The sequence below is a fragment of the Stenotrophomonas sp. AR029 genome (assembly GCF_047520695.2).
Taxonomy (GTDB): Bacteria; Pseudomonadota; Gammaproteobacteria; order Xanthomonadales; family Xanthomonadaceae; genus Stenotrophomonas; species Stenotrophomonas sepilia.
On sequence record NZ_JAXBQQ020000005.1, the window covers coordinates 26297 to 47893 of the forward strand.

Annotated in this window: 19 protein-coding genes; 6 read left to right on the top strand and 13 right to left on the bottom strand. The window is 60.6% G+C overall.

Features of this window, described 5'->3' with window-relative positions; translation table 11 throughout:
- Positions 1-95: 95 nt before the first annotated feature.
- From ACM0PB_RS15545 to ACM0PB_RS15570, 6 genes are all read left to right on the top strand, one after another.
- Positions 96-1199: a DegT/DnrJ/EryC1/StrS family aminotransferase gene (locus ACM0PB_RS15545; protein ID WP_414604589.1), complete on the top strand. Its 1104-nt coding sequence runs from the start codon at positions 96-98 to the stop codon at positions 1197-1199.
- The gene (locus ACM0PB_RS15550) at positions 1184-2140 is read left to right on the top strand and encodes a glycosyltransferase family 2 protein (RefSeq protein ID WP_414604590.1); all 957 of its coding nucleotides are present in this window, start codon (positions 1184-1186) and stop codon (positions 2138-2140) included. Before ACM0PB_RS15545 ends, ACM0PB_RS15550 begins: the two co-directional genes overlap by 16 nt.
- Positions 2140-3072, top strand: a complete 933-nt coding sequence (locus tag ACM0PB_RS15555; RefSeq protein WP_414604591.1) for a WxcM-like domain-containing protein — start codon at positions 2140-2142, stop codon at positions 3070-3072. The genes ACM0PB_RS15550 and ACM0PB_RS15555 overlap by 1 nt, the downstream gene beginning before the upstream one ends.
- A gap of 2 nt (positions 3073-3074) precedes the next feature.
- Entirely contained in the window at positions 3075-3458 is a 384-nt protein-coding gene (locus tag ACM0PB_RS15560) for a GtrA family protein (protein ID WP_414604592.1), read from the top strand.
- 98 nt (positions 3459-3556) lie between these two features.
- Positions 3557-3703 carry a hypothetical protein gene (locus ACM0PB_RS15565; protein WP_414604593.1) on the top strand — a complete coding sequence of 49 codons (147 nt, stop codon included), beginning with the start codon at positions 3557-3559 and terminating at the stop codon, positions 3701-3703.
- 7 nt (positions 3704-3710) lie between these two features.
- Positions 3711-4343, top strand: a complete 633-nt coding sequence (locus tag ACM0PB_RS15570) for a hypothetical protein (protein ID WP_414604594.1) — start codon at positions 3711-3713, stop codon at positions 4341-4343.
- Between the two features lie 251 nt (positions 4344-4594).
- Here ACM0PB_RS15570 and ACM0PB_RS15575 read toward each other — a convergent pair whose 3' ends face one another.
- From ACM0PB_RS15575 to ACM0PB_RS15635, 13 genes are all read right to left on the bottom strand, one after another.
- A complete protein-coding gene (locus ACM0PB_RS15575) occupies positions 4595-6088 on the bottom strand; it encodes a glucosyltransferase domain-containing protein (RefSeq protein WP_414604595.1) in 1494 nt (497 codons plus the stop codon).
- Between the two features lie 128 nt (positions 6089-6216).
- Positions 6217-7239: a UDP-glucose 4-epimerase GalE gene (galE, locus tag ACM0PB_RS15580; protein WP_414604596.1), complete on the bottom strand. Its 1023-nt coding sequence runs from the start codon at positions 7237-7239 to the stop codon at positions 6217-6219.
- Entirely contained in the window at positions 7236-8678 is a 1443-nt protein-coding gene (locus ACM0PB_RS15585) for a glycosyltransferase (RefSeq protein WP_414604597.1), read from the bottom strand. Before ACM0PB_RS15585 ends, galE begins: the two co-directional genes overlap by 4 nt.
- Positions 8675-9418 carry a glycosyltransferase gene (locus tag ACM0PB_RS15590; RefSeq protein WP_414604599.1) on the bottom strand — a complete coding sequence of 248 codons (744 nt, stop codon included), beginning with the start codon at positions 9416-9418 and terminating at the stop codon, positions 8675-8677. Before ACM0PB_RS15590 ends, ACM0PB_RS15585 begins: the two co-directional genes overlap by 4 nt.
- A gap of 78 nt (positions 9419-9496) precedes the next feature.
- Positions 9497-10186 carry an NAD-dependent epimerase/dehydratase family protein gene (locus ACM0PB_RS15595; RefSeq protein ID WP_414604600.1) on the bottom strand — a complete coding sequence of 230 codons (690 nt, stop codon included), beginning with the start codon at positions 10184-10186 and terminating at the stop codon, positions 9497-9499.
- Positions 10183-11592: a glycosyltransferase family 4 protein gene (locus ACM0PB_RS15600; RefSeq protein WP_414604601.1), complete on the bottom strand. Its 1410-nt coding sequence runs from the start codon at positions 11590-11592 to the stop codon at positions 10183-10185. The genes ACM0PB_RS15595 and ACM0PB_RS15600 overlap by 4 nt, the downstream gene beginning before the upstream one ends.
- The gene (locus tag ACM0PB_RS15605) at positions 11589-12320 is read right to left on the bottom strand and encodes a glycosyltransferase (RefSeq protein WP_414604602.1); all 732 of its coding nucleotides are present in this window, start codon (positions 12318-12320) and stop codon (positions 11589-11591) included. Before ACM0PB_RS15605 ends, ACM0PB_RS15600 begins: the two co-directional genes overlap by 4 nt.
- A gap of 147 nt (positions 12321-12467) precedes the next feature.
- A complete protein-coding gene (locus ACM0PB_RS15610) occupies positions 12468-14699 on the bottom strand; it encodes a hypothetical protein (protein WP_414604603.1) in 2232 nt (743 codons plus the stop codon).
- A gap of 8 nt (positions 14700-14707) precedes the next feature.
- Entirely contained in the window at positions 14708-16513 is a 1806-nt protein-coding gene (locus ACM0PB_RS15615; RefSeq protein ID WP_414604604.1) for a class I SAM-dependent methyltransferase, read from the bottom strand.
- Positions 16514-16530: 17 nt separating this feature from the next.
- On the bottom strand, positions 16531-17949 hold the full coding sequence (locus ACM0PB_RS15620) for an ABC transporter ATP-binding protein (RefSeq protein ID WP_414604605.1): 1419 nt from the start codon (positions 17947-17949) through the stop codon (positions 16531-16533).
- Positions 17939-18697 (bottom strand): ABC transporter permease, encoded by a 759-nt coding sequence (locus ACM0PB_RS15625; protein WP_414604606.1) that lies wholly within the window; start codon positions 18695-18697, stop codon positions 17939-17941. The genes ACM0PB_RS15620 and ACM0PB_RS15625 overlap by 11 nt, the downstream gene beginning before the upstream one ends.
- A 20-nt stretch (positions 18698-18717) precedes the next feature.
- A complete protein-coding gene (locus ACM0PB_RS15630; RefSeq protein WP_414604607.1) occupies positions 18718-19902 on the bottom strand; it encodes a cystathionine gamma-synthase in 1185 nt (394 codons plus the stop codon).
- A 123-nt stretch (positions 19903-20025) separates the two neighbouring features.
- Positions 20026-21396, bottom strand: coding sequence for a pyridoxal-phosphate dependent enzyme (locus ACM0PB_RS15635; protein ID WP_414604608.1), 1371 nt, complete (start codon positions 21394-21396; stop codon positions 20026-20028).
- Between the last annotated feature and the right edge of the window lie 201 nt (positions 21397-21597).

The window sequence follows — 21597 nt, forward strand, 5'->3', positions numbered from 1 at the left end:
TTCGACGATTGACCGACTGGCACAGGTCCGTTCAGCGCCCACCGCCCTCTGGATTCCCCAGACAGTTCCTTCCATCCAACACAGATCCGATCCCAATGCTGCCTGAAGCCATTCCAGTCAACTCCCTGTCACGTCATATCGAACCTTTGAAGGATGCACTCGCGGCGGCGGCGACCGAGGTGGTTGGCAGCGGCTATTTTGTCCTGGGCCCGAATGTCCGATCGTTCGAATCTGCCTTTGCCAGTTACTGCGGGGTCGACCACTGCATCAGCGTTGCCAACGGTACCGATGCGCTGGAGCTGTCACTGCGCGCCTTGGGCGTAACGGCACAGGACCAGGTTGCGGTAGTCGCCAATGCAGCGATGTACGGCACATCGGCGGTGCTGGCCTGTGGCGCGGAACCGGTCTTCATCGACATCGCTGAAGGCACCGCGACCATGGACCCGGCGCTGCTGGAAGCTGCACTGGTCGCTGGCGGCATCAAGGTAGTCATCGTCACCCACCTCTACGGTCAACTGGCAGATGTCGAAGCCATTTCGGCGCTGTGCAAGGCCCATGGCGTGGGCCTGCTGGAAGACTGCGCACAGGCCCATGGCGCGCGCAACGCGAGCGGTCTGGCAGGCTCGTTCGGTGATATCGCCAGCTTCAGCTTCTACCCGACCAAGAATCTCGGCGCACTCGGCGATGGTGGCGCCGTGATCACCCGCCGGGCCGACCTGGCCGAGCGCGTGCGCATGCTGCGTCAGTACGGTTGGACGCAGAAGTACACCAACGGCTTGGCTGGCGGTCGCAACAGCCGGCTGGATGAAATGCAGGCAAGCATGCTGCTGTTGATGCTTCCGCATCTGGATCAGTGGAACGAACGTCGCCGAGAGGTTGCGCAGCGCTACAGCTCTGGCATCATCAATCCGAAGATTCGCGTCAACCAGAGCAGTGGCGCATCCTATGTTGCACACCTGTACGTCGTGCGCAGTGAGGCACGGAGCGCGCTTCAGCAACACCTTGCCAGCCTGGGCATCCAGACTGACATCCACTACCCGATTCCCGACCATCGTCAGCCCTGCCATGGCGGGCGCTACGCGGATCTAGAGCTACCGGTCACCGAGTTGGACTGCACTGCGGTGATTACGCTGCCCTGCTTCCCTGAGCTGACCGACGTGGAAGTTGATCGCGTGATTGAAGCATGCAACAGCTTCTGAATCCAACACTGACCGTCGTTGTCCCGGTGTACGGCAACGAAGGGTCCATTGCCAAGCTCATCGCTGCACTGGCGTCCATTAAGGCGAGCGCACAGGTACCGTTCGAGGCGGTTTTCGTCGTCGACGGCAGCCCGGATCAAAGCTACGCACGGCTTCGTGAGCAGCTGCCGGCCGCCGGATTTGATTCTCAGCTGATTGCCTTGTCCAGAAATTTCGGTGCGTTCTCGGCCATCCGAGTCGGGCTGGAGCACGCCAAGAACTCCATCATCGCCGTGATGGCAGCCGATCTCCAAGAACCTCCGGAACTGGTGCTTGATCTTTTCAAGGCGCTCGCGGTTGGAGACACGGATATCGCGATGGGGGTCAGAGAGTCGCGAGATGACCCTGGTCTCTCCAAGCTGGCATCGGAGGCATTCTGGGCACTGTATCGGCGCTTCGTCATGCCCGACATTCCGAAGGGAGGCGTGGATATCTTCGCCGTCACCCATTCGATGCGTGACCGCCTGCTTCAGTTGAAGGAGAGCAACACGAGCCTGCTCGCCCAGCTGTTCTGGCTGGGAGGGCGACGCCAGTTCGTGCCTTACAGACGGCTTCGCCGTGAACACGGAAAGAGCGCCTGGACGCTCAAGAAGAAACTGCGCTACTTGTCCGATAGCGTCTTCTCGTTTACCGACCTCCCCATTCGACTGCTCATGGCTCTCGGTGTGCTGTCCCTAGGCGCGGGCGTCGGCCTTTCATTTCTTATTCTCGCTGCGAAGATCTCCGGCCTGGTTGCCGTGCCAGGCTACGCCGGGACGATGGTAGCCATCCTGTTCTTTGGTGCCTTGAACTCGTTGGGACTGGGCGTCGTGGGCGCTTATGCCTGGCGTACGTTCGAGAACACCAAGGCACGCCCTCTTTCCATTCTGCAATCTCTGGAAACCTTCACGGAGCGCGACTGATGAACTACTTCTGCCATCCCAATTCACTTTGCGAATCGGTGAGCATCGGCAAAGGCACCCGAATCTGGGCCTTCGCGCATGTCCTGCCCGGAGCCGTGATCGGTGAGGACTGCAATATCTGCGATGGCGTCTTCGTTGAAGGCAATGTCGTCGTCGGCGACCGTGTCACCGTTAAATGTGGCGTACAACTGTGGGACGGTGTAAGGCTAGCTAACGACGTATTCGTCGGCCCGAATGCGACCTTCACCAATGACCGATTCCCCCGATCCCGCCAGCACCCCGAGGCGTATGCGGAGACGTTCGTGGAGGCTGGTGCCTCCATTGGAGCAAATGCCACGATCCTGCCTGGCATTCGGATCGGTAGCGGCGCCATGGTCGGCGCTGGCGCAGTCATCACCCGCTCGGTACCTCCGAACGCGATCGTCGTGGGAAATCCTGCGCGAATCGTCGGGTATGTGACTGATAGCCGCGCACAGCATCCTGCACCGCAGGCAGCTGCGGACGAAGCTAGAGTTAGTTCGGTCGCGGGCGTGAAGCTGCATGAGCTTCCTCGCTATCAGGACCTCCGAGGCGCACTTTCGGTCGGTGAGTTCTCGAAGGACCTTCCCTTCGAACCCAAACGATACTTCCTTGTCTTCGATGTTCCCAGCCAGGAAACGCGTGGCGAACACGCGCATCGGATCTGCCATCAGTTCCTGATCTGCGTCAAGGGCAGTGTTCGGGTTCTCGCGGACGACGGCACGCGTCGTGATGAGTTCGTCCTGGATTCGCCAAGCGTAGGCCTGCACCTTCCCCCCATGATCTGGGGCACGCAGTACCAGTACTCACCTGGTGCCGTTCTGCTGGTCTTTGCCTCCGAGAATTACGACGGCGATGAGTACATCAGACAGTACGATGAATTCATCAAACTAACCGCTGTCGCAGCGAGCTAACATTGCACACATCGCTTGCAACCATCGCCCGCTTCCTCGCGGGCGGTGTCCTCAACACCGGTAGCACTTTCGTGCTCTACTGGTTGTTGCTGCTTATCATGGACTACCGCATTGCTTATGCGATCAGCTTCGCCTCCGGCATTCTGCTTAGCTATCTGATCAATACCCGATTTGTCTTCCGCGCACAGCACAGCCTGCGCAAGCTGTTGTTGTTTCCGCTGGTTTACCTGGTCACCTATCTGGCGGGCGCAATTGTCCTGCACGCTGCGGTGTCTGGATTTGGCATCCACAAGACGATTGCACCCCTCCTCTCAATCTGTGCCACCCTGCCGCTGTCGTACGTACTGACTAAACTAGTGCTTTCCACCAAGCGCGCGAACTCTTGATGCATGGATAGCCAGCGCTCAACAACCTGACTGTCGCCCGCTTCATTGCTGCTCCTCTGGTTTACGTTCATCAGTCGTCCGCTATGGAATATGCTTCCATGCTGAGCGACTTCTTCCGGACCTTCGCGTCCAACGTGCAAGTAGGCGTCTCGTTCTTCTTCGTCTTGAGCGGCTTCGTGCTCGCTGCCTCGAATCTGGAACGGCTGTCTACGATTGGTCTCGGCTCAACGCTCTCGTTCTACTGAAAGCGCGGTGCACGAATGCTTCCGCTCTGGCTGGCTGCCCGCGTCCGCCCCCTTCATCATCAAAGCTGCGCAAGAAGGTGACCCCCGACTCTGGGCGCACCTGACGTTCACTCAAGCCTGGAGCGGGAACGTCAACGTCTCGTTCGCGCCTCTGGCAGAAGCGTGGACTCCATCGGTAGAACGCTTCTTCTACCTGACCTTTCCATTCATTGCCGCTGCCGTTGCCCCATTTCGCAGCAGATGGCTGGGGCCCGTGCTTATCATCGGCGGGTTGCTGATTCCCACAGTCGCGGCGCTCTACTACGAGTTCAGGCCGGAGTTGGCGGCACTTGGCTCATCGAACTCCGACAGCTCGCATCGGTGGCTGTACCGCTTGCCATTGATCCGGCCGGGCGAGTTCATCGCAGGAATCGGCAGCTTCGTGCTGGTAGCCCGCTACAACCAGTGGCTAAGTCACCGGGCCTGGACGGGAGTATTGCTGCTCACCACCGCAGCAGTCGTGCTCACGATGGGAGTCCAGAAGAAGGCGCCGTTGATTCGGATCATGCCGTATGCGGCGATGTTCGTGATCACTGTAGTCACGCTTGCGCGTCTTGAGAGCTCGGTGTCGGAATACGGTGGCGCATCCCGATCCTTTTGAGCGAAGCGTCGTTTGCCTTCTATCTGATACACCAGTACTACTTCAAACTGATGCTTCAGCCGCCCCTGATTGAAGCATTCGGTCTTCACGTAGCACAGGTAACCGTACTGCTTGCAGCAGTCAGTGCAAGTATTGGCCTTCACCTGATTGTCGAAGTGCCGGCCAGGACGATACTGTTACGTGTGCTGCGCGTCAGGTCCAGCATGCCCAAGGCGCGCGTCGTCGAGGAATCTGGACGCACGCAGGTGAACTCAGAGGCAGACCAGCGCGCCGCCCCCCGCCTGCATTGACACGAACCCGCCTTCAGGCCATGCAGGAGCATTTGCGCACGCGGCGACGTCCTGCTCACTCGCCTGCCGGAAGTTCAGCTTACGTCCCGTGGAAAGCGCCATCCGGGCCGGTACCGCGCTGGATATGTAGAAAGCGGAGATGTTCATATCCATCCACGTGGTTGCAAGGGGAACGCCATGTGTCCAGCGCATCTTTGTATTCACCACTGCAATGGGTGTCTGTTCGGTGTATCCGTCAAGCCCTCTCAGCGACGCCATGATCTGCTCGGCCAGGAAGGAGTCAAAGGTATTCAGTTGCCGTTGGTCGTTGTGGATGCGATGACCGATCGCAATCGAAGAGATCAGCAGCAGGCCTGCCAGCAGGCTGACCGAGCCACGGGTAGCGATGTTCCTTGCATACAGGCATAACCAGAAACAGCCAGCGGCGAAGATCGCCACAAGGCCGCCCAGCACCCGGGGCACCGGCCACCAAGTCGCACCCACCGCTACAACGCCTAGGCCAACCAACGGTGCCACCAGCACTGCCGCCAGAGCCAATGGCGTCTCCCTGCGCCAACTGCGTAGCAGCAACCAGCACACAGCCACCCAGCCACTGATGACCAGCGACCAGAACGCGGTGCCAACGGCAGACGCGGTTGTCACCAGAAGAGGATGGGAAAACAGCCATTTTGCCAGCTCCGCAATCTCACCGATTCGGGTGCTCAGCTGGTCGAGAGAGATCATCTGACCACGCTGGTCAACTGGCACACCAAGCACGGAGAGGAGCAGCTTGTTGATGACCAGGTACAGAACGACAGCGAGCGCAGCGGTCGTCCCGGCTGCGGCAGCCGGAAAATAGTTCCGCCACCGCCGCCCAGCGACATCTGGCTCCTCGAGACACGCTCTCACAAGTCCTAGCAGCACCATGATGCCGACGTAGTTCAATACGAGCTGGTACATTGAAAGTGCAGCGATCAGCAGCACGCAGCCTAACCACCACAGACGCGGGGCGCGGACAGTGATGAAGACTGCAACGATGCCCATCGCAATCGCCAATAGTGCAGAGAATGACGCCTCGGAGAACGTCAGGATCTCCGCCTGAAACGGATGCAGCACCAACAGCAGCGCAGGAACACAAACAGCAAACGCTCTTGTCTCACCAGGTTTGTCGAACGCAGCGAAGAACAGAGGTGCGGTGAAGGAAAAGCAGATCAGCCCGACGCCTTGGAACAACGTGGCAAAAGTCTCTGGATCTACACCCATTCCCTGCATCGCCTGGAATAGCAAGAACTGCCCAAAGCGGCCCTGGCTTACGAAGCGCTCCATGGGCGGCCAACCATCGAGGTTGGAATAGGAGTCGATGGACAACCCAGGGGCGATCAAGAACGGTATACGCGCCAGAATGCAGGCAACCGCTACACCGGCACAAAGCAGCCATAGTCCGCGCATCAGTTCCGACAGCGGGACAGGATCCATCTCGGACCGCATGGCAAGAACATATCGCATTCACTAGACCCCTGATCTGGAACCACCAATGTGCAGGCGCTGGTCAGCAGCCCGCAAGCCTCGGGCGGGAGTATACAGATCTGGTTGGATCGTACCGATCAGCCATCCAGAGCTTGGCACGACAGGTTGCGCTGCCAACGCCATGCGTCTTCACAGATCTCCCTGAGCGAGCGGGTGGCTCGCCAATCAAGGAGCGCCTCTGCCCGTGATGGGTCGGCCCAAGACTCAACGATATCTCCAGCACGGCGTTCAACGACTTCGTATGGAACAGGATGACCGACGACATCACTGAAGGCTTGGATCATCTCCAGTACCGAATAGGGCCGTCCGGTGCCCAGGTTTAGGGTCAGCGCCCTTCCATCGGGGCCGTCCAAGACGTGCAACGCCGCCACATGCGCGGCTGCCAGATCAACCACGTGGATGAAATCCCTGACCCCCGTGCCGTCAGGAGTTGGATAGTCCGCACCAAACACTCGTACATGCGACCGGAGACCCGCCGCAGTCTGCGTGATGTAGGGCGCAAGATTGTTGGGTAGCCCCCGTGGCAACTCTCCAATAAGACCACTGGGGTGCGCGCCCACAGGATTGAAATACCTAAGTAGGACGGCACTCAATTTACTGTCCGGGGCTTCTACGCAGTCACGAATGACCCATTCGGAAGCAAGTTTCGTGCGCCCATAAGGCGTCGGCGGCCGCAACGAAGCGGTCTCCGGAACAGGGCACTTTTCGGGCTCGCCATAGATGGTCGCTGAAGAGCTGAACACCAACCTGCTGCAGCCAGCTGCGTCCATCGCCGACAGCAGCGAGATGGTTCCTTCAACGTTGACCCTGTAATACTCCAATGGCATGGAGATGCTCTCGCCAACAGATTTCAGTGCGGCGAAATGGATCACAGCGTCCGGTCGGGTCTCGATCAGACAATTCGTCAGCGCCGAGCTTTCAAGGATGTCCAGTTCGGAGAATGACACAGGCTTGCCGACCAGTCCCTCGATACGATCTATTACGCCGCGCTCACTGTTTTGTAAGTTATCAACAACATGCACATCGTGGCCGCGCTCCAGCAGCTCGACAACCGTGTGTGAGCCGATATACCCAGCCCCGCCAGTGACCACGACCTTCACGTGATGCTCCCGATACCATCGGATGGTCCGACTGCGGCATACTCAGCCCCCCGACACCCAGCCCGGAGGTACGGACCTGCGGCCTCCAATCTGGAGGAGAACTCTCCCCACTGCCTGGTTCGGCGCAACATGTCCAACTGCCTTGAGACGCGAAGCTCTCGCTCCTGCGGCGACAAGCGCAATACTTCCAGCTGAGAAACGAATGCGGCGACGTCTTCGTAATCAGCGATGAGGGATTCCGGTTCTAGAAAATCCAGAATCCCCCCCACTGCAGGCGCACAGATGGGAAGCATGGAAGATGCGGCATCGAACAGGATCGTAGGCGTTCCCTCCCATGCACTGGTATGCAGGTAGGCGAAGTGATTTCCACCAACTACTGCTTCAAGACGCTGGAACTCGCCGTGAAGTACAACATTCGGCAGCGCCTTGAGCCGCTCGATCGCCGCGTTGTCCCCGGACATTACCTGTGTGCCGAACACGTCGAACTCAACGTGCGGCATAGCTTCTGCAATTCCGGCCAGCACATCCGGGCGCTTCTGGCGATCAAGACGACCCGCCCAGAGAACGCGCCGTGCACCATCCTCTGTCCTGGCTTTTGCGCCGACAGGCGGCACTTTTCCGTCGTACGGGAATGGGAGGACGGTAAAGCTTCTCTGTGGAATCCCAAGATCTTCGTTCCAGATCCTCGGATACTGCGAGTTGTCACAGAAAATAGTATTGAAGACGGCATGGCAATCGCGCAGGTAGTCGCGCGCGTAGCCGACCGGCAACATTCTCTGGCTGTAGTCATCGCAGAACAACGAGGCATAAAGGGCCGAATACTGGCGCAACGCCAATCCATACTGGCGCACGACCTCCCAACCAACCCGCGAATTGACAACATGGATAACGCGCGGTCTTTGCTGAACAAGCAATCGCACCAGTACTCGCGCCTGATCATCCAAGGACAGACGCTCCACAATGTTTCCAAGGGAGACGTACACGGCCGACGCCGGCAAGCGCGATGCCCAGGGAGAATCCCCGGGTTCAGTGCCGAGGAGAAGCAGTCGATTATCTTCCTTCGACTCCAGTATCGCCTGTGCATGATAAATAATTCCGCGATCGGCACCACCCGGCTTGAGCCAGGGAATCACCAGCACATGGGTGAAACACGCATCATTCAAATGCGTGAGCAGCTCTGCATAGGCCGCCCCTGCGGCGGGTAACGATGGCACGGAGTAGAACTGATAGCGATCCAGAACGTCCCCTGGAGGAACCAGATCCGGGTCCAGGTGCCCTATCTCGAAGATCTCGTCCTGCAACCATTTCGGCATGGCGGGAACGCTGGGGGCATCGATCGGGAGCGCGCCCCCCGCGCTCTCAGCAGAAGCACGTGGACTTGGCGCCACCGCACCAAGCACGCGCTTGCCCCATGCCAATGCGCGATGGATGGCGCTCATGCCCCACCCTCCACGGCTCCTGGTTCAAAGAAGACTGTCTTTGGAACCACTGTTTTCATCGCATGGCTTGCCTGGTTCAACGACCCCGAAACCTTCCGCCTGTAAAAATAGGCACTGTGCGGCGCAATTCCGTGCACAACACCCCGCGCGATCGTCTCACAGTTCCAATACCAGTCCTCATATCCGAAGCCCGTACTGCTGGGATAGCACGCAACGTAGGGAATCTCTTCGAAAACCTTTCTGGTTGAAAAGGCCGCACTGATCCAGGGGTTGACCGAAAGCATTGACCTGGGATCGTAGTAAGGGCCTTCCTGGTCGGGCTGCCAATTGAATGCGTTGTACATTCCAAAGCTGAGCACCAGCTCTGGGTGCAAGATGAAGCGTCCTTCACGCCGGCCTGCCTCCTGGAGATGGCGGGCAAAGTACTCCCGCGAAATCAGGTCGTCGCCATCGAGCGTACAGACATAGTCAGCCGTCGCATTGGCCACCCCAACGTTGCGGGCAAGAGCCAGGTCGGCGACATTGGTCACGACAACACATTCCGATCCGTCCAGGCAAAAATGGTTCTTGACATAGCTACTTGTTGTTACGTCAGCGTTGTCCAGCACAAGAACGAGCTGCACATGCAACCCTGCCTGCCCCGCGACGGCGCGGGAAAGCGCATATGATCTCAGCGCTGTGTGTGCAAGCAGTCCCTCCTTGTGAAAGGTGACGATCGCACTCAAATGCGGCTTTGCCATCGGAAATTACCTAGAAGTGTTCAAGTCGTGCGCCGCTAACGCCAATCCGTTCCGCGCCGGGTCATGGAGAGCCTGGGGCTAGGAGATTGAATAGTACTTGGCAATGACCCTTTTGTAATAGTTCCTGTCGAAGCCGATTCCAATTTCCCCGGCAGCCCGGCTGCAGTCGCTTGCATCAATTATGAATGGAGCCCCTTTGTCGAGAAGGCCGTAGTTGCCAACCCTGCCCACCGACTCCTCCATGGCTTGCACGATGGACAGCATAGGGGTCGAGACCGGGTCAGCGAGCGAGACTACCCGAGGATATCTTTCATCACTCCGAATGACGTGGGTGGCAAGCGCGCAGACATCATCGACATCAATCAGATTGCGCTCTGCATTTTTCCATACCTCGAAGTACTCGCCGCTAGAAATCCGCGCACTTAGAAAATTGGTCAGGGTCCCTGGGTTTCCGCCACGGCCCACTACCTGGGGCAAGCGCAGAACACGTCCACGCGGATCCGCGATGACCAGACTCTCCATCCGTCGTTTGTGGACAAGGTAAGGACTCTCGGTCTCGTTTGGGTTGCCCACGGCACAACTGCCAAAGTACACGACCCTGCCAACATCTGCCGCCATTACAGATCTCACCAGGAGCTCTTCACGCTCGAACTGCGCCGGGTCTACTTCCCTCGAATTCGATACTCCAGCGGCGAGGATGCACACGTGCCGATCATCCTGCCAGACGGGGGCGAACGCTGTAGCGACCATTCCACGACCAATGATCATGCCCCAGCGTTCCTGGCATAGCCTTCGATTGAACAAATGGAGGTCCTGAAATCCACCCAGCTGCGTCCGCTTGAAAGGGCGCGATACTGGTTGGCCCTGCGAAGCCTCCGCAGTTGAGACTCGGAAATCAGGGATCGCAGGCGCTGAACATGCGCGCCCGCATCATCAGGGTCATCAACGAGCCAATCTCTTTCGATCAGATCTACGACGCCCCCTACAGCGGGCGCAACGATAGGCAAGCCAGCGGCTGCGGCGTCGAGCAGAATGGTGGGCAAGCCCTCCCACGACGACGTAAAAAGATAGGCCGCATGGTCTGATCGCACAATTTCTTCGAAACGAACGAAGGGGCCGTGCAAAGTTACGTTGCGCAGAGCACCCAACTGCGCCATGGCAGGATGTTGAGGACCAAGCACGGACACGCCGTGAACATCAAACAGTACGTCAGGCATCGCTTTGGCAATTGCAAGCAGCACATCAGGGCGCTTCTGTCGATCAAACCGTCCTGCCCACAAGATACGCGGGGACACCGGGAGATCGAACGAATCTACCTTCTCCACGACTTCACGATCGTAAGGAAACTTCATCACGGTGAAAATGGCGCGCGGAACGCCAATCTCCCTGGACCACCGGTCTGGATACACAGAGTTGTCGCAGAACACCTGGGCCAGATGCGGATAGCAGGAGCGCAAGTACCGTCGCGCGTACCCAACAGGAACCATGTTCTCGTCATGGTCGTCACAGAACAATGATGCATACAGTCGCGAACGCTGCCGCAATGCAATACCGAACATCTTGATCGATTCCCAAGCGGTTCGCGAGTTGATGTTGTGCACGACCTCTGGCTGCAACTGCACCAGCAAGCGGGTCATCAACTGTACTTGCCCCTCCATACCCATCGAACCTACGATCTTGCCGAATTCAACAACCTTCACACCTTCGGGTACGCGATGAGCCCAGGCGGATTCTCCCCCCTCGGTCAGCAGCACCAGAATATCGCCAGTTGGCATGCATTCTGCCCAGGCCTCGAGGTGATAAAGGGCACCGCGATCCGCCCCACCACGGACCAACCATGGCAGGATCATGACGTGGGTGTACGGACGCTCGCCCACCTCGGACAGGAGTTGACGATAGATTTCGCCGGGCTTGGTTATGAAGGGAATGCCATAGTGCCGGTAGTGGTCCGGGGCGCCATGGTCGGACAGCAGCCCAGGCTCCACGCTCGCCAATGAAATCATTTCCTCTTGCAACCACGCCGGGATCTCGGGCTGCCCATGCGATATCACCGTGCCTACTCTTTCCAGCCTCCTCGAAAACCAGGCAAGAATACGCCCCAATTCCGCACGTGGATTGCGGATCAGTTGACGAACGCTTACGCGGCGGACAAGGGCGAAGAAACGCCTGATCATCGCAGCCCTCCAAATCCAAAAAGGTCACTTGGGGGCATCACGACTCCTATGGAATTACTCACCGAGTTTACGGAGCCGGACTCCTTGATTCTGTAGAAGTAGGCCGTACCAGGCACAACTCTATGTTCAAAGCCTGCAGCAACAGTTGCACAGCTCCAGTGCCAGTCCTCATATCCGAAGCCAGTCTGCAGCGGGAAACATGCCACATAGGGAACCTCCGCGAACACTTCGCGACGCGCGAACACCGCACTCACCCAGGGGTTTACGGAAATCAGCATGTCTTTCGAAAACGGCATGGTGCTTTGATCAACCTGCCAGCTGAATAGATTCTTGGCGCCGAAGCTGATAACGATCTCAGAATGAAGGATGACCCGTTCACCCGCGCTCCGCGCGAACTCCACGTGCTTCACGAAGTAATCACGACTTACCAGATCGTCACCATCAAGCGTGCACACATAGGTTCCATCAGCCTGCCGAATCCCCGCGTTACGTGCGAGTGCAGCATCTCCCAATGAAAGCTCCAGAATGCTCTCATCACCTCGCAGATCCGGATGAGATCGGATCATGCTCGTAGTCTCGGCATCAGCATTGTCCAGAACCAACACCATCTCGGTAGTGATGCCCGCCCGAACTGCTAGCTCCCTGGCGTGCAGGTAGCTTCTCAGTGACGCATGGGCGAGTATTCCTTCACGATGAAAAGTTACGACCACACTCAAATCATGATTCATCGGACTGGCTTCCTACTAAGCTCCCAGGCAGCTGACTTCCGGGTCATCTGCATGGAAAGATCAACATCTAGCTGCGCAACAAGGCACGTGCCGAATGCACGTTCGCAGTCTGGGTCAATGACAGCGGTCAACCGGGAAATCATCGCGTCATTTCCTCCCAAGCCGCGCGGCAAGAGCGCGCAGTACTTTGCGAACCAATGGTTTCAGCGGAAGCCGATCGAGCGCATTAGCAAGCCGGAACATTTCCTCTGCGATGGACTCGGCCGGAAACCGGCTCTGCGACTCCCCTGACATGATGGCACCGGTGGCGGCGCTGAGTTGCTGTGCCGCACCGATCAACTGTTGGTTGGCATTGATCAAGTGTTGATGCTCGGCAAACAATCGATCGTATTCTGAATGCAGGGCGTGCAGCTGCTGAGAAAGAGCCTCCTTCTCGCCGACCGCATGCAGATGCGCCAATCGGAATGCAGCTCGTGCGCCTTCGTTCTCGATGGCCAGCGTCCGAGCTGTTGAGCCCAGCGTCTGGATCACTTGTTCGCGGCGGGCTAGCTCGGCGTTCAGCTGATGGTACTGCCCATCCAGCCAGTCCTTCGCCTCCTGCAGGTTGTCCTGCCAGATCTGCCGGCGTTGTTGCTCAGTGCGCGCTTCCAACAGCTGCAGACGCAAGGAGCGATTGCTCCATTGCCAAGCCAAGCCTGGCCGAAGCGGCGTTTCTGCGGTCAGTCGCAACGCTGACGCCAGACAGCCCGCCTCATCCATGACCGCAGCAAATTCGGGCATGGCGAAGACTTCCGGTGCATTGCAGTCACCGATGACGGCCGACCAATCAGGCTGTGAAGCAATGCGCCGGGCTTCGTCCAAACCGCGCGCCCACGCTTGCCGCGCCGCTGGAAGAGCGCCCCGACCAAAATGTATCCACCCCAGCCGCAGCGCGGCGGCGGCGGTTTTTGTACCCAACAGCGGGCTGAAGGTCAGGACGTCGAAGGCGAGAACCCTGCCGTACAACTCGGCGGCCTGATCAAGATCACCGGCGGACTGATGCAGGGATGCGACGGCGAACGCCAGCGACACCTGCCACCGGAGTACGGTAGGGTTAGCAGCGGGTGCGTCGATGTAAAGTCGAGCAGCAGCAAGCAGCTCAGCACGGCCACGACCTTCCAGTGCCACCGGGTCATAAAGCAGTACGCAAAGAGCGGCGCCGTAGTCCGCCGAATCTACCGGAGCCTCATGCATCACCTTGCGCGCTATCGGCCGCCGCAGCGTCGCCGATTCAAGCCGCAGGCCAACTGCGACGATCAGGCGCACTACACTGGCATCAAGATAGTCGCGCTGGAAGGCGATGTGGTTCGGCACCTTCAGCGACGGTTCCTGCATAATCCCCGGACCATCTACCTTGACCGCCAGCAGCACCAGCGCGTCGGCGATAGCGATGCTGTCCGAATCGATCTTGAGCTGGTCGGCAGCGTCGCGCGACACTTCGATGAACTGCTCCGGGCCTGGAGGACGCGTCAGGCTCTGCCACCACGCACGGTCAATCACCAGCCCTGATTGCTCCAGCAGCCCCAGCAGATCCTGCTGCACCGGATTGCGGCCCGAATAGAGCGGCACGGCAATCACCAAGCGACCGCTACGGACCAGAGCGGCATGCGCGGCTTGCACCTCCTGTGACCAGTCGGTGCCGTCATGAGAGAGCCGGGTTACCACCATGTCGATCTGCCTGGGGACCGACTGCCACTGGATGCTGCCGAGCCACTCGACACCCGGCTCGCTCTCTGGGCGGCGCTTGTCGTCGACCACCCCTAGCCAGCTGCAGCGCGATTGCTGCAGAACGATGCGCCACAGATCTCCCTCGGCCGCATCCATAGCCACCACGGCATCGCCAGGGCGTACGAGTGCCGCGGCCAAGCCATGGTAACTGGCGCGCAGCAACGAGGCAGGGTCGGTTACGCTGACACCGGAGCGTGCAAAGACCCGAACGGTTAGGTCGGCCGGTGCGCCCGGCAAGGCGAATATCGCCGGGTGCTGCTGCCAGCCCAGATTGGCCGCCTGTGCGACCCACATCTGGGCCTCCTGCGCGGCGCCCGCCGGTCCGACAGTGACCACGGCAGACGCGTACGGCGCAAGGAACCTGCTGCACTCCTCATCGCAGCTGGCCCACGCGATGACCGTTTCGGCCGCTGCATCGCCAGACGTGACCGATTCAACTTTGGACACTTCACACCCGGCCGCCAGAAGCGGTGCACGCAAGTGCGCCAACGCTTCACCAATGAGCCGCACGCGGCTCGGACCGATCGTGCGCAGGCAAAAGTCGGCCAGATCAGCCGCGAGCATCGGAGTCAGCAGCGGGGCCGAAGTGGTGGGCGTGGGAGAATCACTCATCGCCGATGTCACGCAGCGCTGTCGGAGGGCGGTGTGGGTACCGTGCTGAGGCGCTGCACCTCCGCAGTCAACGCATGATATTGGCCGTCGAGCCACAGGCGGGCCGCTTCAAGCTCAGTGGTATGGCGTTCCAGTTCGACAATACGCTGCATGTGCTCGTGGAACTTTGCGTCCAGCCACGCCTTGGCATCGATCAGCTGTCGCACCTCACGCGCGCCCATATTGATCTGCTCGGCACCTTCGACTGGACCAGAGACCACGGCACGGTCATCGAAATCGGAAAGCAATGCCGGCTCCCCGCCCAGAACCGCAGCCAGGACAGGGGCATACGCCTGCAACTGCAACTGCAGCGCACCAGGGCGCGTATCGACGCTCCCGGCCAGCTGGCGGCCCGCAAGATGCAGCAAGCCGGCGGCTTCGGGCTCGGTGGACAGCATGGACAGCGCTTCGCGCGCACTGGACTGCACGCACTGCCAGTGAGTATTCGCGACGTCGACTGCGCCCTCGCCGGCCGCGATGATGGCGGCTAGCGCATGCGCACGTGCACGCAGCAACGGTTCGGTGGCCCTGAACTGCGCTTCCAGGTGTACCTGGGCATCGTTGCGGCGCCCTTCCGATAGAAGCGCACGGACGCGCGCCAGGGGATCCTCTTCGGCCCGCTGCGGTGCGTCGGCTTTGCGCGCCAGCACCAGCAGCCATTCTCCGTCGCACGCTGGACCCGAGACCGGGTCGATCTCGAGCATCGAGCGCGCCGACAAGTGGCGCTTCTGGCCGCCACCGGCATCCTGCAACCACGCTTTTTCGATTACAAAGCCATGGCGCTGGAACTGCGCCACTAGACGCGGCCAATCGTACACATGAAAATGGAATGGATTAGGATCTTCGCCGGTTTCATCGGACCAGTCGTTGGGCACGCTGGCGTACACACGCCCCCAAGGAGAGAGCACGCGATGCAGCTCGGCCAGCAGCAGATCCGGCTGAGGCAGGTGCTCCAGTGTCTCCACCGATACGGCAAAATCGGCCGACCCGTCAGCCATCCCGGAAAGATCCTGCGCATCGCCAACCATGAAGTTCATCGCGGTAGGTGACGCCGGAGCGAAATTGAGGTTGGCATAGTCCACCGCATATTCGCTGGCATCCAGACCCGTGAAAGAAGCGGCAAGACTATTGTGAGCCAGCTGGTAAGAACCGTAGCCTAGACCGCAGGCGACATCGATGACCCGGTCGCCCGCCTGGATGAATTGGGCGGCCTGGGCATAGCGCGTCATGTGCGCGTCGGAACGACGGCCCGGCTCTCGGGTCATGTCGGTATGCAGGTCGCGCTCTTCCTCAAGCGCTTTTAGTGGATACACCGCAAGGGCCTGCCCGGGGACGCGCTCGAAGGCGATCATCAACATGCCGGTCACCCGGTCCAGCTCACCGTACGGAGCGACCCGCTCATTGAGCGGATGCTTGCGCCACTCGGCTTTGATGGCAGCGGCCTCCCACGTAGCGCGGTTGCCGGTGGCCGCCGCTTCGCCCGCAACGACGATACACACCGGCCCTGCAACGCCGGCCAGCAGGGGTTGCAGCCACTCGTCCGCCTGCGCGGCATCGGCCCGTTCCAGTACGACGATGGCGGCTGTGGCCGTGCGTCCAGCGACATCTCCTTGAATGGCCACGCCAGCTTGGCGCAGCGCACGCAACAGCACCGGCGCCGGGTCCCCGAGCACCGCAACGGGCCCAGCAGGAAGCCAGGTCAGAAGGCGAGCCACCGCCACGCGTACGGCGGCGGGAGAAAGTGCGGAATGGGCAGCGGTCGGGTTCATATCCATTGCAGGGCTTTCCTGATTTATTCGACGTCAACAATCGCGGCATGCATGCGCAGGTCGCAGACACCACCAAAGGTGTATTCCTTCTGCCGCATTCCCACCTGGAAGAAGGCGGCCTCGTCACGCCAATGCAGCATGCGCTGGGCACCGCCAAAACGCTCGAGCTCCTCGGAAACCGAAACCTGCACCTCGTAGAAATTGACACCCAGAGCGCAGTCGAATTCGAATCTCACCACGAACGGCTCATCGGCGGGGAACGTGGTCCCCCATACACCCGGTTGCTCACTGCCCTGCTCGGTCCATTGGCTGACATCCTGATTCAGGGTTCCCCATGAATAGAGCTTCACGCCTTCCTTGTTGCGCAGGCGGACGTTGACGTTCAGTTTGTCCATGTCCCGCGTCGGTCGCGCGGTGACCTCGATGATCACGCGTTCGCGCGGAAGGAAGTAAGCACATTCGTTGCCGTCGGTGTCCAGCACCCGTACGTGTTCCACCACGCAGTCGAAGTCACCGAAGGACAGCTTGTCACTGCGCACACCCAGCACAGGCGAACCGCCGTGCTCGGCAGGCTCGGCCACCGGGTCGGCGTCCGACTGTGCCTCGATGGTTTGCCTGGCGTGCTGCAGGTGCTGGGCACTGATGGAGGCGTAGTAATCGCGCTCATCGTCGTGCAGCTGCTTACGGTACTCCAGCACGACCTCCGAAGACGGGCCGGCCACGCGTACGGTGCCGTCACGAAGCAGGATGGAATGGTCCGTGAGCGTACGGATCGATTCCTGATCGTGCGACACCAGCAGCAGCGTGCAGCCGTTTGCACGCAGCGCCTCCATCTGCTGGAAACAGCGCTTCTGGAACAGCGCATCACCCACCGCCAAGGCCTCATCGACAATCAAGATGTCGGGCTCCACCTGGGTCTGCACTGCAAACGCCAGTCGCAGCATCATGCCGCTGGAGTAGGTCCGCACCGGCTGGTCGATGAAGGTGCCGATGTCGGCGAAGGCGGCGATGGCATCGAAGCGCTGCATCACCTCGCGCTCGGTCAGACCCAGGATCATGCCATTGAGAACGACGTTCTCACGCCCAGTGAAGTCTGGATTGAAGCCGCTGCCCAGTTCCAGCAGCGCGGCGATACGCCCATTGACCTGCGCCGAGCCGGTGGTGGGCGCCAGCGTGCCGGCGATGATCTGCAGCAGGGTCGACTTGCCTGAACCATTGCGCCCGATGATGCCCACCGCGTCACCGCGCTTCACCTTCAGACTGACGTCGCGCAGCGCCCAGAATTCGCGCCCGCGCTGACGAGAGGACCATTCCCCTTTGCCGGGCAGCACGCGGCCAAGCCGGGGCAGCAGCATCTGCAGCAGGCGATCCGACGGCTTGTCGAAAATATTGAAGACCTTGCTGACATTCTCGATGTCGATAACCAGGTTGTCAGACGACATCGGCGAAAGCCCTCCGGGTCCGCTGGAACCACCAGTAGCCAAAGAAGTAGATGCCTATCGACCAGCCCACCGCCCAGCCGTAGTGACCCCAATCGGGCAACGTCCCCGTCACGATCAAAGCACGGGTCTGCTCAACATAGATCGCCAGCGGACTGAGGCGCATCCAGTTGCCGATTGCCTCCGGGAAGATGATCGATGGGTACAGCACCGGAGTGAGGTACTGCAGCACTCGGGCAAGCAATCCAGCGATCTGATCCACGTCACGGAAGAACACGCCCAGGGAGGCGAACAGGTAGGTCACGCCCATGGTCAGGGCCAGCAACGGCACGATCAGCAGCGGCAGCAGCACGACCTGCCAATGCAGCCCGAAGCTGCTGAACAGCAGGAACGCCATCAACGCCACCGTCGCCACGCCAGCATTGTACAGGGAAGACAGCACCACCACCGGCGGCAACACCTCCAGCGGAAACACCACCTTCTTCACCAGATTCGGATTACTGAGCACCGCAGTGGGCGCACGCGTAAGCGACTCAGCGAAGAAGTTGTAGACGATCAATCCGATGAACAGCAGGACAGCGTAGTCAACCTTGGTATGGGTTTCGATGCCTTTCCACTTCGCGCTGAAGATCGTGGAAAAAATGACCGTATAGATGGCCAGCATGATCAGCGGCACAAGCACGCCCCATAGCGCACCCAGCAGCGAATCCTTGTATTTCTTCTTGATGTCGCGGCCGGTCAGGCTCAGCATCAATTCGATGCGCCTGCCCATCATACGGTGGCCGCCTCCAGCGCCCTCTCCAGATCCACCTGCAGATCCCCCAGTTCCTCCACCCCCACGCTCAGCCGCACCAGTGCATCACTGATCCCCAGCTGCTCCCGACGCGTCACCGGGATCGAGGCATGCGTCATCACCGCCGGATGGTTGACCAGGCTTTCCACGCCGCCCAGCGACTCGGCCAGGGTGAACAGCTCGGTCTTCTCGCAGAAGCGCTTGGCGGCCTCGAAACCACCCTTGAGCACGATCGAGACAATGCCGCCGTAGCCGGCCATCTGCTTGCGGGCGAGATCATGCTGCGGATGCGACGGCAGGCCCGGATAGATCACCTTGTCCAGCTCGGGATGAGTTTCCAGCCATTTGGCCAGCGCCATCGCATTGGCACAATGCGCCTTCATGCGCAGCGGCAGGGTCTTCAGGCCGCGCAGGGCCAGGAAGCTGTCGAACGGGCCCTGCACACCGCCGATGGAGTTCTGCAGGAACGCCATCTGCTCGGCCAGCGGCGCGTCGTCACCGACCACCACCATGCCGCCGACCATGTCCGAATGGCCATTGAGGTACTTGGTGGCCGAATGCAGCACCAGGTCGGCGCCCAGCAGCAGCGGCCGCTGCAGCATCGGCGAGGCGAAGGTGTTGTCCACCACCACAATCAGGCCATGGCGCTTGGCGATGGCAGCCACCGCGGCGATGTCCACGATCTTCAGCATCGGGTTGGTCGGGGTTTCAATCCAGACCATCTTCGTCTTCGGCGTGATCGAGGCTTCAAAGGCCGCCAGATCGGTCAGGTCGACGAAGCTGAAGTCCAGCCCGGCGGTACGGCGGCGCACGCGCTCGAACAGGCGGAAGCTGCCGCCGTAGATGTCATCCATCGCCACCACATGGCTGCCGGCGTCCAGCAGCTCGATCACGGTCGAGCTGGCCGCCATGCCCGAGGCGAAGGCGAAGCCGCGGGTACCGCCTTCCAGCGAGGCCACGCAGCGCTCATAGGCAAAGCGCGTCGGGTTGTGGGTACGCGAGTACTCGAAGCCCTGATGCTCGCCCGGGCTGGACTGCGCATAGGTCGAGGTGGCGTAGATCGGCGGCATCACCGCGCCGGTGCTGGGGTCGGGCGACTGGCCGCCGTGGATGGCCAGCGTGGCCAGGGCCAGTGCGCGGTCGGGCGAAGAGGAGTTGGACATGTCGTTTCCTGAATGGCGCCGACGTGCGGCGCCGTCGAAGGAGCGGGAGTCTATCAGCGCGGCCTTAACGAGCTTTGACGCGGATAAACCGGGATTCAGCGGTGAACGGCAGCGATCAGCGGTTTACTGCACGCGACGGCGCAGATAGTTCAGCAGGTCGATGCGGGTGATCAGGCCGAGGAAGGCGTCACCGTCCATCACGATCGCCACCTGCCCGCGGTCGAACACCGGCAGCAGGGCCTCGATCGGCGACTTCACGTCCAGCCGGTCCAGCTTGCTGACCATCGCGGTGGCCACGGTGTCGCGGAAGCGCGCTTCGTCACCATAGACATGCAGCAGCACGTCGCTTTCATCGACGATGCCGACCAGCTGCTCACCGTCCATCACCGGCAGCTGCGACACGTCATACAGCTTCATGCGCTGGTAGGCGGTGGTCAACAGGTCGTTCGGGCCGATCACCACCGTGTCGCGCTGGCCGTACGGACGCAGGATCAGGTCGCGCAGGTCACCGTGCTGCGGGCGCTCCAGGAAGCCGTTGTCCAGCATCCAGTAGTCGTTGTACATCTTCGACAGGTACTTGTTGCCGGTATCGCAGACCAGCACCAGCACCTTCTTCGGCGTGGTCTGCTCCTTGCAGTACTTCAGTGCCGCGGCCAGCAGGGTGCCGGTGGACGAACCGCCGAGGATGCCTTCCTTGCCCAGCAGCTCGCGCGCGGTGTGGAAGCTCTCGGCGTCGCTGATGGCATAGGCCTTCTTGACGCGGCTGAAGTCGGAGATCGAGGGCAGGAAGTCCTCGCCGATGCCCTCCACCAGCCAGCTGCCCGACTTGTCGTTGAGCACGCCGTCGTTGATGTACTCGGCCAGGATCGAGCCGACCGGATCGGCCAGCACCAGCTCGGTCTTGGGCGACAGCTTGGCGAACGCACGCGACAGGCCGGTCATGGTGCCGGAGCTGCCGCAGCCGAACACGATGGCGCCGAGGTCGCCGCCCATCTGCTCGAGGATCTCCGGGCCGGTGCCGAACTCATGCGCGGCCGGGTTGTCCGGGTTGCCGAACTGGTTGATGAAGTAGGCGCCCGGGGTCTGCTCGGCGATGGTCTTGGCCAGGTCCTGGTAGTACTCCGGGTGGCCCTTGGCGACATCCGAACGGGTCAGGCGCACTTCGGCGCCCATCGCCTTCAGGTTGAAGATCTTTTCGCGGCTCATCTTGTCGGGAACGACCAGGATCAGCTTGTAGCCCTTCTGCTGGGCCACCAGTGCCAGGCCCAGGCCGGTATTGCCAGCGGTACCCTCGACCAGGGTCGCCCCCGGCTTCAGGTCACCCCGCTGCTCCGCTGCCTCGATCATCGACAGGCCGATGCGATCCTTGATCGAACCGCCCGGGTTGGCGCTCTCGAGCTTCAGGTAAAGCTCGCAGACGCCGGTGTCCAGGCGCTGGGCCTTGACGATCGGGGTCTGGCCGATGAGTTCGAGGACGGAAGAATGGATGGGCATTCGGAGGACTTTCGATTCGCGCCACGCAGGGCCGGACCGATGATTATCCGACGGATGGCGCTGAATGTCAGGTCGGCCCGGGCATGCCGCCCGCCGCCCCGTAGAGGGATGCGGACGGCCCCGGGTCGACGAGGAGACCGGTACCGCCCGCATCGGTGAGTTGTGCCTGCAGGCCAAGGCACCACCGCCTGTGGTGCCTTG

Coding starts and splice junctions, on each gene's coding strand:
- ACM0PB_RS15590 (WP_414604599.1), bottom strand. CDS start 9,418: ATGGCAAAGCCGCATTTGAGTGCGATCGTCACCTTTCACAAGGAGGGA.
- ACM0PB_RS15565 (WP_414604593.1), top strand. CDS start 3,557: ATGCTGAGCGACTTCTTCCGGACCTTCGCGTCCAACGTGCAAGTAGGC.
- ACM0PB_RS15550 (WP_414604590.1), top strand. CDS start 1,184: ATGCAACAGCTTCTGAATCCAACACTGACCGTCGTTGTCCCGGTGTAC.
- ACM0PB_RS15575 (WP_414604595.1), bottom strand. CDS start 6,088: ATGGATCCTGTCCCGCTGTCGGAACTGATGCGCGGACTATGGCTGCTT.
- ACM0PB_RS15625 (WP_414604606.1), bottom strand. CDS start 18,697: ATGCTGAGCCTGACCGGCCGCGACATCAAGAAGAAATACAAGGATTCG.
- ACM0PB_RS15615 (WP_414604604.1), bottom strand. CDS start 16,513: ATGGATATGAACCCGACCGCTGCCCATTCCGCACTTTCTCCCGCCGCC.
- ACM0PB_RS15545 (WP_414604589.1), top strand. CDS start 96: ATGCTGCCTGAAGCCATTCCAGTCAACTCCCTGTCACGTCATATCGAA.
- ACM0PB_RS15605 (WP_414604602.1), bottom strand. CDS start 12,320: ATGAATCATGATTTGAGTGTGGTCGTAACTTTTCATCGTGAAGGAATA.
- ACM0PB_RS15630 (WP_414604607.1), bottom strand. CDS start 19,902: ATGTCCAACTCCTCTTCGCCCGACCGCGCACTGGCCCTGGCCACGCTG.
- ACM0PB_RS15585 (WP_414604597.1), bottom strand. CDS start 8,678: ATGAGCGCCATCCATCGCGCATTGGCATGGGGCAAGCGCGTGCTTGGT.
- ACM0PB_RS15600 (WP_414604601.1), bottom strand. CDS start 11,592: ATGATCAGGCGTTTCTTCGCCCTTGTCCGCCGCGTAAGCGTTCGTCAA.
- ACM0PB_RS15610 (WP_414604603.1), bottom strand. CDS start 14,699: ATGAGTGATTCTCCCACGCCCACCACTTCGGCCCCGCTGCTGACTCCG.
- ACM0PB_RS15620 (WP_414604605.1), bottom strand. CDS start 17,949: ATGTCGTCTGACAACCTGGTTATCGACATCGAGAATGTCAGCAAGGTC.
- ACM0PB_RS15555 (WP_414604591.1), top strand. CDS start 2,140: ATGAACTACTTCTGCCATCCCAATTCACTTTGCGAATCGGTGAGCATC.
- ACM0PB_RS15635 (WP_414604608.1), bottom strand. CDS start 21,396: ATGCCCATCCATTCTTCCGTCCTCGAACTCATCGGCCAGACCCCGATC.
- ACM0PB_RS15595 (WP_414604600.1), bottom strand. CDS start 10,186: ATGATCATTGGTCGTGGAATGGTCGCTACAGCGTTCGCCCCCGTCTGG.